At 74.1% G+C, this 14,457-nt stretch carries 12 protein-coding genes; 5 read left to right on the plus strand and 7 right to left on the minus strand.

What is annotated here, in order from left to right; translation table 11 throughout:
- Window positions 1-236: 236 nt before the first annotated feature.
- The 7 genes from fabG to ACIGG8_RS32890 form a co-directional block, all read right to left on the minus strand.
- Window positions 237-1,022 carry a 3-oxoacyl-ACP reductase FabG gene (gene fabG / locus ACIGG8_RS32860; protein WP_396552318.1) on the minus strand — a complete coding sequence of 262 codons (786 nt, stop codon included), beginning with the start codon at window positions 1,020-1,022 and terminating at the stop codon, window positions 237-239.
- 225 nt (window positions 1,023-1,247) lie between these two features.
- A complete protein-coding gene (locus tag ACIGG8_RS32865; RefSeq protein ID WP_396552319.1) occupies window positions 1,248-2,390 on the minus strand; it encodes a beta-ketoacyl synthase N-terminal-like domain-containing protein in 1,143 nt (380 codons plus the stop codon).
- Window positions 2,391-2,418: 28 nt separating this feature from the next.
- Complete coding sequence (locus ACIGG8_RS32870; RefSeq protein ID WP_396552320.1) at window positions 2,419-3,657, minus strand: beta-ketoacyl-[acyl-carrier-protein] synthase family protein; 1,239 nt, start codon at window positions 3,655-3,657, stop codon at window positions 2,419-2,421.
- The gene (locus ACIGG8_RS32875) at window positions 3,654-3,923 is read right to left on the minus strand and encodes an acyl carrier protein (RefSeq protein ID WP_350526343.1); all 270 of its coding nucleotides are present in this window, start codon (window positions 3,921-3,923) and stop codon (window positions 3,654-3,656) included. Before ACIGG8_RS32875 ends, ACIGG8_RS32870 begins: the two co-directional genes overlap by 4 nt.
- Before the next feature lie 112 nt (window positions 3,924-4,035).
- Window positions 4,036-5,067, minus strand: a complete 1,032-nt coding sequence (locus ACIGG8_RS32880) for a BTAD domain-containing putative transcriptional regulator (RefSeq protein WP_396552321.1) — start codon at window positions 5,065-5,067, stop codon at window positions 4,036-4,038.
- Between the two features lie 162 nt (window positions 5,068-5,229).
- The gene (locus ACIGG8_RS32885) at window positions 5,230-5,874 is read right to left on the minus strand and encodes a response regulator transcription factor (RefSeq protein ID WP_350526345.1); all 645 of its coding nucleotides are present in this window, start codon (window positions 5,872-5,874) and stop codon (window positions 5,230-5,232) included.
- The gene (locus ACIGG8_RS32890; RefSeq protein ID WP_396552322.1) at window positions 5,838-7,175 is read right to left on the minus strand and encodes a sensor domain-containing protein; all 1,338 of its coding nucleotides are present in this window, start codon (window positions 7,173-7,175) and stop codon (window positions 5,838-5,840) included. Before ACIGG8_RS32890 ends, ACIGG8_RS32885 begins: the two co-directional genes overlap by 37 nt.
- Before the next feature lie 423 nt (window positions 7,176-7,598).
- Here ACIGG8_RS32890 and ACIGG8_RS32895 point away from each other — a divergent pair, with 423 nt between their 5' ends.
- The 5 genes from ACIGG8_RS32895 to ACIGG8_RS32915 all read left to right on the plus strand — a co-directional run bounded on the left by ACIGG8_RS32895 (window position 7,599) and on the right by ACIGG8_RS32915 (window position 14,348).
- The gene (locus tag ACIGG8_RS32895; protein ID WP_396552323.1) at window positions 7,599-8,381 is read left to right on the plus strand and encodes a thioesterase II family protein; all 783 of its coding nucleotides are present in this window, start codon (window positions 7,599-7,601) and stop codon (window positions 8,379-8,381) included.
- 103 nt (window positions 8,382-8,484) lie between these two features.
- A complete protein-coding gene (locus ACIGG8_RS32900; protein ID WP_396552324.1) occupies window positions 8,485-9,756 on the plus strand; it encodes an FAD-dependent monooxygenase in 1,272 nt (423 codons plus the stop codon).
- 79 nt (window positions 9,757-9,835) lie between these two features.
- Window positions 9,836-10,459, plus strand: coding sequence for an ArsR/SmtB family transcription factor (locus ACIGG8_RS32905; protein WP_396552325.1), 624 nt, complete (start codon window positions 9,836-9,838; stop codon window positions 10,457-10,459).
- A gap of 137 nt (window positions 10,460-10,596) precedes the next feature.
- On the plus strand, window positions 10,597-12,744 hold the full coding sequence (locus tag ACIGG8_RS32910; RefSeq protein WP_396552326.1) for an MMPL family transporter: 2,148 nt from the start codon (window positions 10,597-10,599) through the stop codon (window positions 12,742-12,744).
- A gap of 230 nt (window positions 12,745-12,974) precedes the next feature.
- Window positions 12,975-14,348, plus strand: a complete 1,374-nt coding sequence (locus ACIGG8_RS32915) for a condensation domain-containing protein (RefSeq protein ID WP_396552327.1) — start codon at window positions 12,975-12,977, stop codon at window positions 14,346-14,348.
- The last annotated feature ends 109 nt before the right edge of the window (window positions 14,349-14,457 follow it).

Here is a 14,457-nt window from a genome sequence, read left to right on the forward strand (position 1 = left end):
CCTGGGGGGGGCCCACCCCCGGCCGGCCCCCCCCGTGCTCACCCGCGCCGGCGGGGGGCGGGCGGGGGGCCCGGGGCCCGCCCGACGGCGTTCCGGCGTGTGCGGTGGGGGTCGCGCGGCCGGTGCGGTGCGGTGGGGCGCTGTGGGGGCGGCGCGGGGGTCGGAGGGGGCCCGGAGCGGGCGAGGGCCGGGGCCCGGGAAGAGTCGGGGGCCCGGCGGGTCTCAGAGGGAGATGCTCACAGGGCGATGCCGCCGTCGATCCGGAGGACCTCGCCGGTGAGGTAGGCGGCGCGCGGCGACACCAGGAAGGCGACCAGGTCGGCCACCTCGTGCGCGGTGCCGAAGCGCCCCATCGGGATCCGGCGCAGCAGTTCCTGCTCCCGCTTCGTCGACAGGCCGGCGCTCATATCGGTCGAGATCAGCCCGGGCGCCACGGCGTTGACCCGGACGCCGTGCGGGCCGACCTCCTTGGCCAGGGCCTTGGTCAGGCCGACCAGGCCGGCCTTGGAGGCGGCGTAGTTGGCCTGGGTGGCGTTCCCGGTGAGCCCCACGACGGAGGACAGGGTGACGATGGCGCCGCGGCCGCGCTTGATCATCGGGAGCAGGGCCGGCCGGCAGACGTTGAACGTGCCGTCCAGGTTGGTGCGCAGCACGGTGTCCCACTCGGCGCCGCTCATCAGGGCCGCCGGGCGGTCCCGCAGCACGCCGGCCGAGGCGACCAGGGCGTCCAGCGGGCCGAGGTCCGCGGTCACCTCGGCGACGAACTCCTCCGCGGCCGTCCGGTCGGCGACGTCGAGCCGGCGGGCCAGTACCCGGGCGCCGTGGGCGCGGGCCAGGTCGGCGGTCCGTTCCGCGGCCGCCTCGTCGCTGCGGTAGCAGAACGCGATGTCGTGGCCGTCCTGGGCGAGGCGTTCGACCACGGCCCGGCCGATGCCGCGGGAGCCTCCGGTGACCAGGGCGATCGGCCGGGGCACGGGCTGTTCCGCCGTCGGCGGCGGAACGGGGACGGACGGGGCGGTCATGGTCTCTCCTCGGGGTCGCGCGGTCGGGTCGGTCGGGTCGGTCGGGTCGATCGGGTCGGGAGGGTCGGGAGGATCGGAAGGATCGGAAGGAGCAACGGGAGCAACGGGAGCAACGGGAGCAACGGGAGCAACGGGAGCAACGGGATCGGCCGGGTCGGCCGGGGAGGCCGACCCGGCCGGGTCGGGCGGGGTGGTGCCGCCCGGCGTCGGCCGCGGGCGGGCCGGTCAGGCGGCGGCGGGGTGCTCCAGCCGGAGCAGGGTGCAGCCGACCGTCCCCGCCGGACTGACCGAGGTGACCAGGGCCAGCGCTCCGTCCGGCTGGGGCTGCGCGCGGGCCAGCGAGAGGACGGCGGCGAGCTGGAACCCGGCGGAGGCCGCGCCGGTGTCGCCGAGCAGCCGCCGGACCCGCAGCCGGACCGGAGCCGATCCGGCGGTTCCGGCCGTTCCGAGCGCGCGGTCCAGCCCGGCCTCCTCCTGTGCGCCGAGCGGGCCCGGCGCCTCCCCGGGCGCGATCACCCGGACGTCGGCGGCGGTGGCGCCGGCGGCGGCGAGCACCTCGGTGACGGCGCGGGCCAGGGTGGCCCCCACGGCCCCGGGGGCGTGGAAGGCGAGGAAGCGCGAGCCGAGCACGGTGGCCAGCGGCTGCCTCCCGGCCGCGCGCGCCCCGGCCGCGGTCTCGGTGAGGAACACGGCGCAGCCCTCGCCCAGCGGGCCGGGCGCTCCGCCGCCCCCGGGGCCGCCGCCGTGCCACTCCAGCCGGGCCCGCTGGGCCGAGTACTCCTCGACGGCGCCGCAGAGGAAGACCCGGCCGTGGCCCTGGCGGTGCATCCGGACCGCGTAGTTGAGCGCCAGCAGCGAGGTGAGGGACCCGCCGCTGATGGTGGTGTTCGGGCCCTTCAGCCCGTAGCGGATGGCGCCGGCCCCGGTCGCCCGGTTCTGCACGGTGTTGGGGAAGAGCGCCGGGTCCACGTCGTAGGGCCGCTCGCCGGCCTGGGAGGCCCGGGAGAAGTCCATGATGCTCTGGACACTGGTGGCACCGATGCCCAGGACCAGCCCGATGTCCTCGGGGTCGGCGCCGAGTTCACCGTCGTACTGGTCGAGCAGCAGGCCGACGGTGGCGAGCGCGATGCCGGTGGAGCGGTCCAGGGCGCGGGTGCCCTTGCGGCCGAGCACGCCCGCGACGGTGAAGTCGGGGATCAGACCGGCCGTGTCGTACGGGCCGTCCCAGTGTTCCCGGTCCAGCGGCGCGGTCGCCGCGTGGCCGGCCGTCAGCCCCTCGGTGAAGGCCTCGGCGCCGAGGCCGAAGGGGGAGGCGGCCGACCAGCCCGACAGCACGATCGGCCGGTCCGGCGGGGAATCGGTGGTCACGTGAGAGCTCCTGATCGTCGGGGTGCCGTCAGGCGGCGGCGGGCGCCGCACCCAGCAGCAGGACGGCGTTGTTGCCGCCGAAGGCCAGTGCGTTGTTCTGCACCACGCGCAGGTCGGCCGGCCGGGCCACGTTCGGCACCACGTCCAGGCCGATCTCCGGATCGGTCTCGACGTGGTTGATGGTGGGCGGGATGAAGCGCTCGGTGAGGGCGATGGCGCAGGCCGCGGCGGCGATCGCGCTCGCGGCGCCCATCGAGTGCCCGATCATCGACTTGATCGAGACGGTGGCGGGCGGCCGTTCGCCGAAGACCCGCCGGATCGCGCGGGACTCGGTGATGTCGTTGGCCTTGGTGCCGGTGCCGTGCGCGCTGATGAAGTCGACCTGGTCCGGGGTCACCCCCGCGTTGCGCTGGGCGATCCGGATGCACCGGGCGATGCTGTCCTCGTCCGGGGCGACGGGGTGCTGGGCGTCGCAGGTCAGGCCGTAGCCGAGCACCTCGGCGTAGATCCGGGCGCCGCGGGCGAGCGCGGAGTCCAGCGACTCCATCAGCAGGATGCCGGCGCCCTCGCCGGTGAGGATGCCCTGGCGGTTCACGTCGAACGGCCGGCAGACCTCGGGGGCGATCGTGCCCAGGCGGTAGAAGCCCGCGAAGGTCTTGCGGCAGAGCGCGTCGGCGCCGCCGCACAGGGCCAGGTCGGCGTCCCCGAGCCGGATCGCGTCGTAGCCGTAGCCGACCGCGTAGTTGCCGGCGGCGCACGCGGTCGGGACGGTCGCGGCCTCGACGTCGACCAGCCCGAGCTCCCGGACGATCCCGGCGGAGAGCTGCTCGTTGCCGACGCGGCGCGCCAGCACCGGGTCGACCTGCTCCGGGCCCTCCGCGATCTGCCGGCCGACCAGCGCGTCGAGGTCGCGGGTCTCGCCGTCGGTGGTGCCGACGGCGACCACGGTCCGGGCGGCCAGCAGCCTCTCGCGGTCGAGCCCGGAGTCCTCGAACGCCATCCGGGCGGCGGCGGCCGAGAACTGCGAGGCCCGGCCGAGGTCCTCGGGGCGGACGGTGCGCAGGTGCTCGGCCGGGTCGAAGTCGGTGATCTCGCCGGCGTTGGCGTACGCGAAGCCCGCGGTGTCGAACGCGGTGATGGGCTTGACGCCGCTCGCCCCGGCCCGCAGGCCGGAGGCGAACGCGTCGACGCCGATCCCGATGGCGGAGACCAGGCCGAGGCCGGTCAGCACCACTCTCCGCCCCCGGGTCGGGTCGACGGTGGTCACCGGGACTCGGCGTCGGCGACGACCGCGTAGACACCGGCCAGGTTGGTCATCCGCTCCAGTTCCTCCTGCGCCAGCTCGATGTGGAGGTCGCGCTCCAGCGTGGCGAGGATGGTCAGGCCGGCCAGCGAGTCGGCCTCGTGCTGCTCGACGAAGTCGTCGTCCTCGCCCAGCTCCGCCGGCTCGACCTCCAGCACGTCGCAGACGATCGACTTGACCAGGGCCTTGCGCTCGGCGTCCAGGATGCCGGTGACTTCGGTGTCGGACATGGTGTCCCTCGATTCTTCGGTGGGAGCGGAAGGATGTCGGGCGGCTGCCGCGCGGCGGGGTGGTGCCCCGTCCCGGCGGCGTGCACCGCGGGAGGAAGGCTCCCCCCGGTTCCTATGCGGACTCCATATACGGCTCCGCTCGCAGGGCGCAGGCCGGGCACTGCGCGGCGTCGTGCGGGACCAGGAGCGAGGGCTCGCCCACCCAGTAGCGGGGCGAGCCGTCGTGGCCGGGCTCGCGGACCTTCAGCAGCCCGGCCCGGACCATGGCGGCGAGGACGTCCTCGCCGCGCACCGGGAGGGTGGAGTGCACCAGTGCGAGCAGGTTCTCCCGGCCCCGGACGTGCTCGGGACCGGCCGTCCTGGCCGGCCGGGCGCCGGGCGGTTGCGGCCCGCCGGGCCCGGTGAGGAGTTCCGGGCTGTCGGTCAGCACCGCCTGGTGGACGGCGGTCAGCTCGGGGCCCGGGTCCACGCCGATCTCGTGGGCGAGGATGCGCCGGCCCTGCTGGTAGGCGGCGAGTGCGTCGGCCCGCCGGCCGGAGCGGTAGAGCGCGGTCATCAGCTGGGCCCGCAGCCTTTCCCGCAGGGGGAGTTCGGTGACCAGCGAGGTCAGCTCGGGGACGAGCCGCTGGTGCCGGCCGAGCGCCAGGTCGGCTTCGACCCGGCCCTCCAGCGCGGCCGTCCGGGCCTCCTCCAGCCCGGGGACCTCCAGTTGGGCGAGGGCCTCGGTGACGTTGCCGAGCGCCGGCCCCTGCCAGAGGGCGAGTGCGGATTCGAAGTCCCGTGCGGCGGCGTCGAACCGGGACGCCGCCAGGGCGGACCGGGCCTGCCGGGTGAGCCGCTCGAACTCGACCAGGTCGAACCGGGTGTCGCCGATGTCCAGTTGGTAGCCGGGGCCCTGGCGGGAGAGCCGCACCCGGGGTCCGAGCCGCTTGCGCAGCCGGGAGATGTAGGTGTAGATCTGCGCGCTCATGGTGGCCGGCGGATTCCAGTCCCAGAGCAGTGTGCTGAGTCGGGCGTCCGTCACCACCCGGCCGCGGGCCAGTAGCAGGGCCGCCAGCACCGTGCGTTGCTTGGCACCGTCGAGCCCCACCTCCGCCCCGCGGGCGTCCTTCACCGAGACCAGGCCGAGAACACTGAACTCCATCGAGCTACCCCCGTTCTGTCGCCATCGGCGCCCAGGCTAGGAAGCTCGCTTTTTGGATCTGTATCGCTTCCATTTCGCCGCGTGCGGGCCGCCGCCGGACGGGCGGGGCGGGCGCCGGGCGCGGCGGGCGCGCGGCGGGTGGGGGCCGGGCCGGGGCGGTGGTCAGCCGTTGAGGTAGGCGAGGACGGCCAGCACCCGGCGGTTGTCGTCGTCGTCCTCGGGGAGGTCGAGCCGGGCGAAGATGCTCGCGGTGTGCTTGCTGACGGCCCGTCCGCTGACCACCAGGCGTTGGGCGATCGCCGCGTTGGAGCGCCCCTCGGCCATCAGGGCCAGCACCTCCCGCTCGCGCGGGGTGAGCCGGGCCAGGGCGCTGGACTGCCGCCCGCCGGAGAGCAGTTTGGAGATGACGTCCGGGTCCAGCGCGGTGCCGCCGCCGGCGACCCGGTGCAGCGCGTCCATGAACTGGGCGACGTCGAAGACGCGGTCCTTCAGCAGGTACCCGACGCCGCCGCTGTTGTCCGCCAGGAGCTCGCGGGCGTAGAGCTGTTCGACGTACTGGGAGAGCACCAGCACCGGAAGCCCGGGGATCTCCTTGCGGGCCGCGATGGCGGCCCGCAGACCCTCGTCGGTGAAGGTGGGGGGCAGCCGGACGTCGACCACCGCGACGTCCGGCCGCTGGGTGAGCAGGGCCTCCAGGAGGTCCGGCCCGGTGCTGACCGCCGCCACCACCTCCAGGCCGGCGGCTTCCAGGATGGCGACGAACCCCTCCCTCAGGAGGACGAGGTCTTCGGCGATGACAACACGCACGGGATCTCCAGAATCGCCATGGTCGGACCGGACTCGGGGCTGCTCAGGGTGAGGATGCCATCAAAGGCGGCCAGTCGGCGCTCGATTCCGCGCAGTCCGCTGCCCTTGTCCGGGTCCACCCCGCCGTGGCCGTCGTCGCTGACGGAGATCCGCAGCAGGTTGTTGCTGTGCGCGAGGTCGATCCAGACCCGGGCGGCACCGGAGTGCCGGGTGGCGTTCGTCAGGAGCTCGGAGACCGCGAAGTAGGCGGCGGACTCGACCGGCAGCGACACCCGGCCGGGCACGTCCGAGACCACCTCGACGATCAGCGGGCTGTCCAGGGCCAGGGCGCGCACCGCCTCCGACAGGCCGCGGTCGCAGAGCACCGGCGGGTGGATGCCGCGGACCAGGTTGCGCAGCTCGCTCAGCGCCTTGGACGAGGAGTCCTTGACCTCGGCGAGCAGGCGGCGGGCCGCCTCCGGGTCGCTCGACAGCAGCTGCTCGGCGGCCCCGATCCGCATGCCCATCGCGACCAGCCTGGCCTGGGCGCCGTCGTGCAGGTCGCGCTCGATCCGGCGCAGCTCGGCGGCCTGGCTGTCCACCACCTCCGTTCGGGTGGCGGCGAGTTGTTCGACCCGCTGCCCGAGGATGGCCTCGGCGCTGGGGGCCAGCAGCGCGGCCGTCCAGCGGCCGTGCAGCTGCAGCAGGGCCGGGCCGGTGGTCAGGCCGAGGGCGATGGACGCCAGGCCGATCGGGACGGCGAACAGGGCGCCGATCCCGAAGCTGCCGTGCACGTGGATCACCAGGGCGTACCAGTCCTCGTACCCGGCCGAGGTGAGCGGGTGCCACAGGAGCGGAAGCAGCACGCCCTCGAACCCGTACGCGATCAGCGCGGCGGGCAGCAGGGCCGCGACGCCGCCGACCACCGGGTCGGTGACCGCCCAGGCGAGGTCCCGCCAGGTCGCACGGTCCGTCAGGATCCAGCGGACGCGCTCCACCCAGCCCACCGGGCCGGCGCTGAACTCGGGCCTCGGTGCGTACGGCCGGGCGATCTCGACGCCCGCCCACCGGCCGTTGAGCCGCCGGGCGGCGTCGGCGACCCGGCGCAGCCCGGCCGTGGCGGCCGGGAGCAGCAGGACGCCCACCCCGAGGAGGAGGTAGCCGATCGAGGCCAGTGAGAGGGCGAACAGCACCAGTGCCGGGATCTTCAGTGCGAAGAGGCGCAGCCCGCGCAGCGGTGCCTTGAAGTCGAGCCGCAGCCGCCTGCCGCTCAGGGCGCCCGGGAACCCTGCCCTCCGGACGGTTGACGTCTGGTCCACCATGATGAACTCTCCCCATTCGGGAGCCCGTTGGCTCCGTGGCCTCAAGTCTGGCCGCGCGGGCGGCCCGGTGCAGTGGGTCTTACCCCCGAGTCCACCGGTGTAGGTAACTACACCCCGGTGGTTCCGGGAGCGGCACACCGGAGCGCGGGGGCGTCCGGCCGGGGCCCGGAGGCGCAGCCGGCGGCGGCCCGCGGAGCGGCCCGGGGGGCGGTCCCGGCGTGTTCCCGGAGTGTTCCCGAGCGGCTCCGGAAACGCCCGCGGAGTGCCTCCGGAATGTTCCCGGGAATGCGCCGGGGAAGGCCGGGTCGGGTGGCTCCCGCAGGCATTCTCCAAGGTCCGGCTATATTAATTCGATACGTCGGAATCGTTCGCCCCGGGGAATTCCCGCCGGTTATGCTACGGCCGGATGGAGGAGGACGGGAAATGGCTGATCCGAAGAATTCCGGCGACGCGTCCTGGTTCCGGCACCGCCCGGGGGTCGAGCCCCCGGCGCTGCGCCTGGTGTGCTTCCCGCACGCCGGGGCCGGTTCCGCCGCCTTCGCCGACTGGCAGTCCGGCCTGCCGTCCGGGGTGGCGGTGCTCGCCGCGTGCCACCCCGGGCGGCAGGACCGGCTGGCCGAGCCGCCGGTCGGTTCGATGGACGAGCTGGCCGACCGGTCGGTGGCCGCACTGCTGCCCTGGCTGGACCGGCCGTACGCGCTGTTCGGCCACAGCATGGGCTCGGCGGTGGCCTACGAGGTCGCCCGGCGACTGGCCGAACTGCCGGTGCGGCAGCCGGAGTTGATGGTGGCCTCGGGGCGGGTCGCCCCGCACCGGGTGGTCCCCGGGGACTTCCCGGGCGACGGTGACGAGGAGATCCTGGCCTCCCTGCGGGAGGTCTCGGGGCACCGGCTGGACGCCTTCGCCGAGCCGGCCCTGCGCGAGCTGCTGATGCCCGCCCTGCGGGCCGACTACCGGGTCCTGCGGACCTACCGCCCGGACCGGGCGGTGCTGGACGTGCCGGTCGCCGGGTGCGTCGGCATCAGCGACCCGCGCTGCGACCTGGCCGGCATCCGGACCTGGTCCGAACTGACCTCGGCCGGATTCGAGCACCGGTTGTTCGCCGGGGACCACTTCTATCCGGAAACGCACCGGAGCGACCTGCTGGGATACCTGTCCCGGCGGCTGCCGTGCGGCGGCGGAATTCCGGTGCCGGCCCGGCGGTAGGTGCGGCGCATTTCGGGGCCGGCCGTCCGGTCGGCCCTTTTTCCTGTCCGTGGACGAGAACGGGCCCGGCGGACTGCCGGGCGGAGCGAAAGGGGATCGGCCGATGGCCGAGGAGGACCTGCGGGTCGCGGTGGTCGGGGCCGGCATCGGCGGGCTGGCTGCCGCAACGGCGCTGCACCGCAAGGGAGTTCGGGTCGAGGTCTTCGAACAGGCGCCCGCGCTGCGCGAGGTGGGCGCCGGCCTGCACCTGGCCCCGAACGGCAGCCGGCTGCTGCACCGCTTCGGGCTCGCCGACCGGCTGCGCGCGATCGCGGTGCGGCCGGAGGCGCTGGAGGTGCGACTGTTCAACGGGGCGAAGGTGCTGACCAGGCAGCCGATGGGCGACTCCTGGGAGGCCGAGTTCGGGGCCCCGCACTACACGGTGCACCGCGCCCACCTGCACGCCCTGCTGGCGGAGCAGGTGCCGGCCGGGGCGATCCGGACCGGCCGGCGGCTGGTCGGCTTCACCGAAGCGGCGGACGGCGTGCGACTGGAGTTCGCCGACGGAACGGCCGCGCGGGCCGATCTGCTGGTCGGTGCGGACGGGGTGCACTCGGTGGTCCGCCGGGCCCTGGGTCACCCGGACGAGCCGGTCTTCTCGGGGACGGCCGCGGTGCGCGGCGTCGTCCCGGCCGGGCTCGTCCCGGAGGTCGCCCCGGACACCATGTACGTGTGGGCGGGCGCCGAACTCCGGCTGATGGCCCAGCCGGTGGACGGCGGGCGGCAGATCTCCTTCGTCGCCGTGCTGCCGGACACCGGCGGCAGCGCGGAGTCCTGGAGCCGGCCCGGCGTCCGCGGGGCACTGCTCGACGCGTTCGCGGGCTGGGACCCGGCCGCGACCGCCCTGCTGGCCGCGGCGACGGAGACGTGGCACTGGACGCTGTACGACCGGGAGCCGCTGCCCGGCTGGAGCACGCCGCGCACCACGCTGCTCGGCGACGCCGCCCACCCGATGCTGCCGCACCACGGCCAGGGCGCCAGCCAGGCGATCGAGGACGCCGTCGCGCTGGCCGCCGTGCTGGCCGACCGCGCGCCCGGCCCGGAGGGGTTGGCGGAGGCGCTGCAGCGGTACGAGCGGCTGCGGCTCGACCACACCTCGCGGGTGCGCGCGGGCTCGTTGGCGGGCGGCTCGCAGCGGCTGGCGCCGCCCGCCGGTGGCGCGGGCGGACCGGGCGGCTCGGGTGGTCCGGGCCGCCCCGGAGGCGCCGGCGGCGCGGGTGGTCCCGGCGGGCCCGGCGCGGCCGGTGGTGCGATGTCCGCGCTGGTGGCGGACGTGTCCTGGGTGCAGAAGTACGACGTGGCGGCCGAGTTGGCCGCGATGCCGACCGGACGGTGAGTCAACTCCCTTGGGAGCAAGCAAAATCTCCTTGCAAAGAAGACTTGCAAGGAGATTTTGCAACCCCTACAGTGGTGGCATGGTCGATCGCGATGCGAAGCCGGTCACACGTGAGGTCACCGACATCGAGGCACTACGCCTGTTGGCGCACCCGCTGCGGAACCGGATCGTGCAGCAGCTCAGGTCCGGGCCGGCCACCTCAACCACGCTGGCCAAGGCCCTCGGCGAAAGCAGCGGCCTGACCAGTTACCACCTTCGGCAGATGGCTCAGCACGGCTTCATCGAAGAGGTCCCGGAACTCTCCAGGGGCCGGGAACGCTGGTGGCGCACGGCGCCGGTGGATCTGCGGATCCCCCGCCGGGTCGACCAGAGTCCGGAGATGCGTGCCGTCATCGACGAGATGACCAGGCTCGACCTGGCCTTCGACCTGGAGCACTTCGCCAGGCTCCAACTGGAGGCCGGATCGGAGGACGGGCCCTGGGGAGAAGGACTGCCCATCTCCCGGGGGCAGATCAAGGTCACCTACGACGAACTCCTGGAGTTCTTCGAGGAGTACATCAAACTGCTCTACCGCTACAAGCGCCCCGAGTCGGAAACCCCGCCGGGCGCCCGCGCGGTGCTCACCCGGTTCTTCGCCTTCCCGGCGCAGCCCGCAACCGGCGGGATACCGGACGAACCCGGACCGGACCGTCCGAACAACTGATCCCCGTGCGTTCCCGGAAAGGGAACACCGGGCCGTCCAGCGGCAACTGGGCGACCCGGCAGCGGAAGTCGCAGCACCACGCCGAATCGACGTGGCTTCATCGAATTGCACGCCTCCACAGATGAGGAGAACATCCCATGTCGGGATCCAGCAAGTCCGGCGGCGGATTCCTCGGGTTACCGGGGAGCCGGGTGGGCAAATGGCTGGTGCTGGTCGCCTGGATCATCGCCACCGTCGTTTCGGTACCGCTGGGCGCCAAGCTCTCCGGTGTCGAGAAGAACAGCGTCACCGTCGAACTCGCCCGCGGGGCCGAGTCCACCAACGCGGCCAACGCCGCCGACAACTTCCCCGACGCCAAGATCTCCAACGGCATCGTGGTCTACGTCCGTGACTCCGGTGTCACCGAGGCCGACAAGGCCAAGGCGGAGGCCGACCGCAAGGCCTTCGGGGACTGGGCGGTCGGACCGGTGCAGGCCGTCTCCACCTCCTCCGACGGCAGGGCGCTCAGCGTCGTCGTCCCGCTCGACAGCAACACCACCAAGCTGCCCGTGGACGCGGAGAAGGTCCGCGACCAGGCCACCGGCAACCTGCCGGACGGGCTGACCGCCAAGCTCACCGGCCCGGCCGGGTCCTCGCTGGACGCCGCGGACGCGGCCAAGTCGACCGGACACGTGCTGACCCTGGTCACCATCGTCGTCGTGGCCGGCCTGCTGCTCTACACCTACCGCAGCCCCTCGCTCTGGCTGCTCCCGCTGCTGACCGTCGGCTTCGCCTTCGCGCTGTCCCGCGGCCTCACCTACGTGATGGCCGAGGTCACCGGCGTGACGGTGGACTCCGGCAACGGCATCGTGGTCACCGCGCTGCTGTTCGGCGTCGGGACCGACTACGCGATGCTGCTGCTCGCCCGGTACCGCGAGGAACTGTACGAGCACGAGGACCGGCACGTCGCGATGAAGATCGCGCTGCGGCGTTCCGTCCCGGCGATCGGCGCCTCCGCGGCGACCGTCGCCATCGCCCTGCTCTGCCTGCTCGCCGCCGACATGGGCTTCAACTACACCTTCGGACCGGCCGGCACGCTCGCCGTGATCTGCGGCTTCATCGCGATGACCACGCTGCTGCCGGCGCTGCTGGTGATCCTCGGCCGCTGGATCTTCTGGCCGGCGATCCCGCGCCCCGGGGCACCGCTGACCGGCCGGCGCGCCAAGGCCGCCCGCAACGGCACGGTCTGGGACCGCATCGGCGCCCGGATCAGCCGTCGGCCCCGGACGGTCTGGCTGACCTCCGCGCTGCTGCTCGGCGTGGTGGCGTTCGGCTCGGTCGGCATCAAGACCGGTCTGGACGACGCCCACGTGGTCACCGGCAAGCCGGGCTCGGTGGCCGGCCAGGAACTGCTGGCCGCGCACTTCCCGGCCGGCCGGACCAAGCCCGTCATCGTCATCTCCGACACCGGGGCGGCCACCGCGGTCGCCGCCGCGGTCAAGGGCGTCGACGGGGTGGCCGAGGTCAGCGCGCCGAAGGCCTCCAACGACGGCTCCCAGACCATGGTCCGGGCCGTCCTCAAGGACGCCGCCGACAGCCCGGCCGCCGTCGCCGCCGTGGAGCGGATCCGCACCGCGGCCCACGCGGTGCCCGGTTCCAACGCCCTGATCGGCGGCCCCACCGCCATCGAGCAGGACAAGGAGATCGCGCAGGCCCACGACCGCAAGCTGGTCATCCCGCTGGTGCTGGCCGTGGTCTTCCTGATCCTGATCGTGCTGCTGCGCGCACTGGTCGCCCCGGTGCTGCTGATGCTCACCGTGGTGCTGTCCTACTTCGCCGCGCTCGGCATCAGCTGGCAGCTGTTCGACAAGGTGTTCCACTTCCCGGCCGTGGACATCCAGGTCATGCTGATGGCCTTCCTGTTCCTGGTCGCCCTCGGGGTGGACTACAACATCTTCCTGCTGCACCGGATCCGGGAGGAGGTCGGTGCGCTCGGGCACGCCGACGGCATCCGCCGCGGCCTGTCCGCCACCGGCGGGGTGATCACCAGCGCCGGCGCCGTCCTGGTGGCCACCTTCGGTGCGCTCACCGCCTCCCCGCAGACGGCGTTCATCGAGATCGGCACCATGGTGGCGCTCGGCGTCCTGATCGACACCTTCCTGGTCCGCTCGGTGCTCGTCCCGGCGCTGGCGATCGACACCGGCCGGAAGTTCTGGTGGCCGGGCCGGCTGTCCCGGCTGACCGGCGGCCCGGGGCCGGTCGCCCAGGATCCCGCCCCGCTCAGCCTGGTGGACTCCGCCGGCTGAGCACCCCGTGAACTCCGTGGTTGCGGCCTCTCCGGAGAGGCCGCAACCACGGTTCGGCGTTTCCGGGGCCGGACGGACGGACGGGCGGACGGACGGGCGGCGCCGGCCGGTGACCGGGAGCCGATATGGGCGCGCTATAGCCGGGTGCCGGACGGTGGTCCGAATCCCACCGGGTGGCCCGCCCGGACCCCGGAGCGTGGGCCCGGTGACCGGCCCCTGGGAGCCCGTCCATGTCGCCCGACCAGCAGTACCGGCCGTTGCCGGCCGACCAGCAGTACCGGCCGTTGTCGGCCGGCCAGCAGATGATCTGGACCGCGCACCGCGTGGCCCCGCAGAGCAGCGCCTACGTCATCGCCGTCGCGCTGCGGATCCGCGGCGAGCTGCGCACCGACGCGCTCGCCACCGCCGTCGACGCCCTGGTGGCCCGGCACGAACTGCTCGGCTCGGTCGTCGTCGAGGACGCCGGCCGGCCCCGGTTCGCACCCGCCCCCGACACCGGACGGGTCCTGCGGGTCGAGGACCTGCCCGAGGAGGGCGAGGCGGCCTTCCTCGCCGCCGTCCGCGACCGCTGCCGGGAGGGGTTCGGACCGGCCGAGGAGCCGATGGTCCGGGTGACGGTGCTGCGCCGGCCCGGGCAGGAGGCCGCACTGGTCCTCACCGCGCACCACATGATCAGCGACTACGCCTCCCAACACGTGATGCTGCGCGAGCTGTTGGAGGACCACCACGCACTCCTCGCCACCGGCGCCCCGCTGCCGCGGCCCGCCGCCTTCCCGTACCGGACATACGTCGCCGAGGAGCGCGGGCTGCCGGGCACCCCGGCCGCCGAGCGGGCCGAGAGGCACTGGCGGTCGGTGTGCGAGGGCTCCGAACCGATCGGGCTGGCGCTGGACCGCCCGCGCCCCGCGGTGCCCGGATACCGCGGCGGAACCGTCGAACTCGACCTCACCGAGAGCGAGTTCGCCGGGGTCAGGGAGCGGGCGGCACGGGCGGGCACGATCCCGTTCGGCTACCTGCTCGGGCTCTTCCAGGCCGCCCTGTACCGCTACACCGGCCGCCGGGACTTCCTGATCGGCGTCCCGGTGTCGCAGCGGCGCCGGCGCGCCGACGCCGTCGGGTACTTCGCCAGCACCGTGCCGCTGCGGGCCCGCTTCACCCCCGGCACCACCGTGCGCGACGCGGTGCAGTCGGTCGGGCGCCAGCTCGGCGAGGCACGGGTGCACGCCCGCCACCCCGTGACCCCGCCGCTGCGGGTCGCCCTCACCATGATCACCACGGACCGGCAGCTGCCGGTGCTCGACCACGTGCCGGCCGGCACGCCGTACGGGCCGGAGCGCGAGTACCTCGGGCTGCGGATCAGCCGGATCGGGATCAGCCAGCAGGAAGGCCAACTCGACCTGGTGGTGCGGCTGGAGGAGAGCGGTGGCGCGCTCAAGGCGGTGTTCGCCTACGACGGGGACCTCCTCGACCGCGCCACCGTGCAGCGGATCGCCGACTACTTCGGGCGGCTGCTCGACCGGGCCGCCGTGGACACCCGGATCGACGACATCCGGCTCGCCGACCGCACCGACCTGGCCGACCTGCTCGCCCTCGGCCAGGGCTGAGTGCCACCGGCCGGGGTCGAGCGGCCCCGCAGGGCACCGCCGCGGCCGCGCGGGGGCCTATAGGTCGGGTATAGCGCGGCGACGGAGGCTGGGGGAGTGCGGACGGTGG

It is taken from the genome of Kitasatospora sp. NPDC085464, assembly GCF_044541955.1.
GTDB lineage: Bacteria > Actinomycetota > Actinomycetes > Streptomycetales > Streptomycetaceae > Kitasatospora.

Bases quoted from the DNA above. Each gene is read 5' to 3' on its own strand.
- ACIGG8_RS32875 (WP_350526343.1), bottom strand. From the start codon at position 3,923: ATGTCCGACACCGAAGTCACCGGCATCCTGGACGCCGAGCGCAAGGCC.
- ACIGG8_RS32905 (WP_396552325.1), top strand. From the start codon at position 9,836: ATGGTCGATCGCGATGCGAAGCCGGTCACACGTGAGGTCACCGACATC.
- fabG (WP_396552318.1), bottom strand. From the start codon at position 1,022: ATGACCGCCCCGTCCGTCCCCGTTCCGCCGCCGACGGCGGAACAGCCC.
- ACIGG8_RS32890 (WP_396552322.1), bottom strand. From the start codon at position 7,175: ATGGTGGACCAGACGTCAACCGTCCGGAGGGCAGGGTTCCCGGGCGCC.
- ACIGG8_RS32915 (WP_396552327.1), top strand. From the start codon at position 12,975: ATGTCGCCCGACCAGCAGTACCGGCCGTTGCCGGCCGACCAGCAGTAC.
- ACIGG8_RS32900 (WP_396552324.1), top strand. From the start codon at position 8,485: ATGGCCGAGGAGGACCTGCGGGTCGCGGTGGTCGGGGCCGGCATCGGC.
- ACIGG8_RS32895 (WP_396552323.1), top strand. From the start codon at position 7,599: ATGGCTGATCCGAAGAATTCCGGCGACGCGTCCTGGTTCCGGCACCGC.
- ACIGG8_RS32910 (WP_396552326.1), top strand. From the start codon at position 10,597: ATGTCGGGATCCAGCAAGTCCGGCGGCGGATTCCTCGGGTTACCGGGG.
- ACIGG8_RS32880 (WP_396552321.1), bottom strand. From the start codon at position 5,067: ATGGAGTTCAGTGTTCTCGGCCTGGTCTCGGTGAAGGACGCCCGCGGG.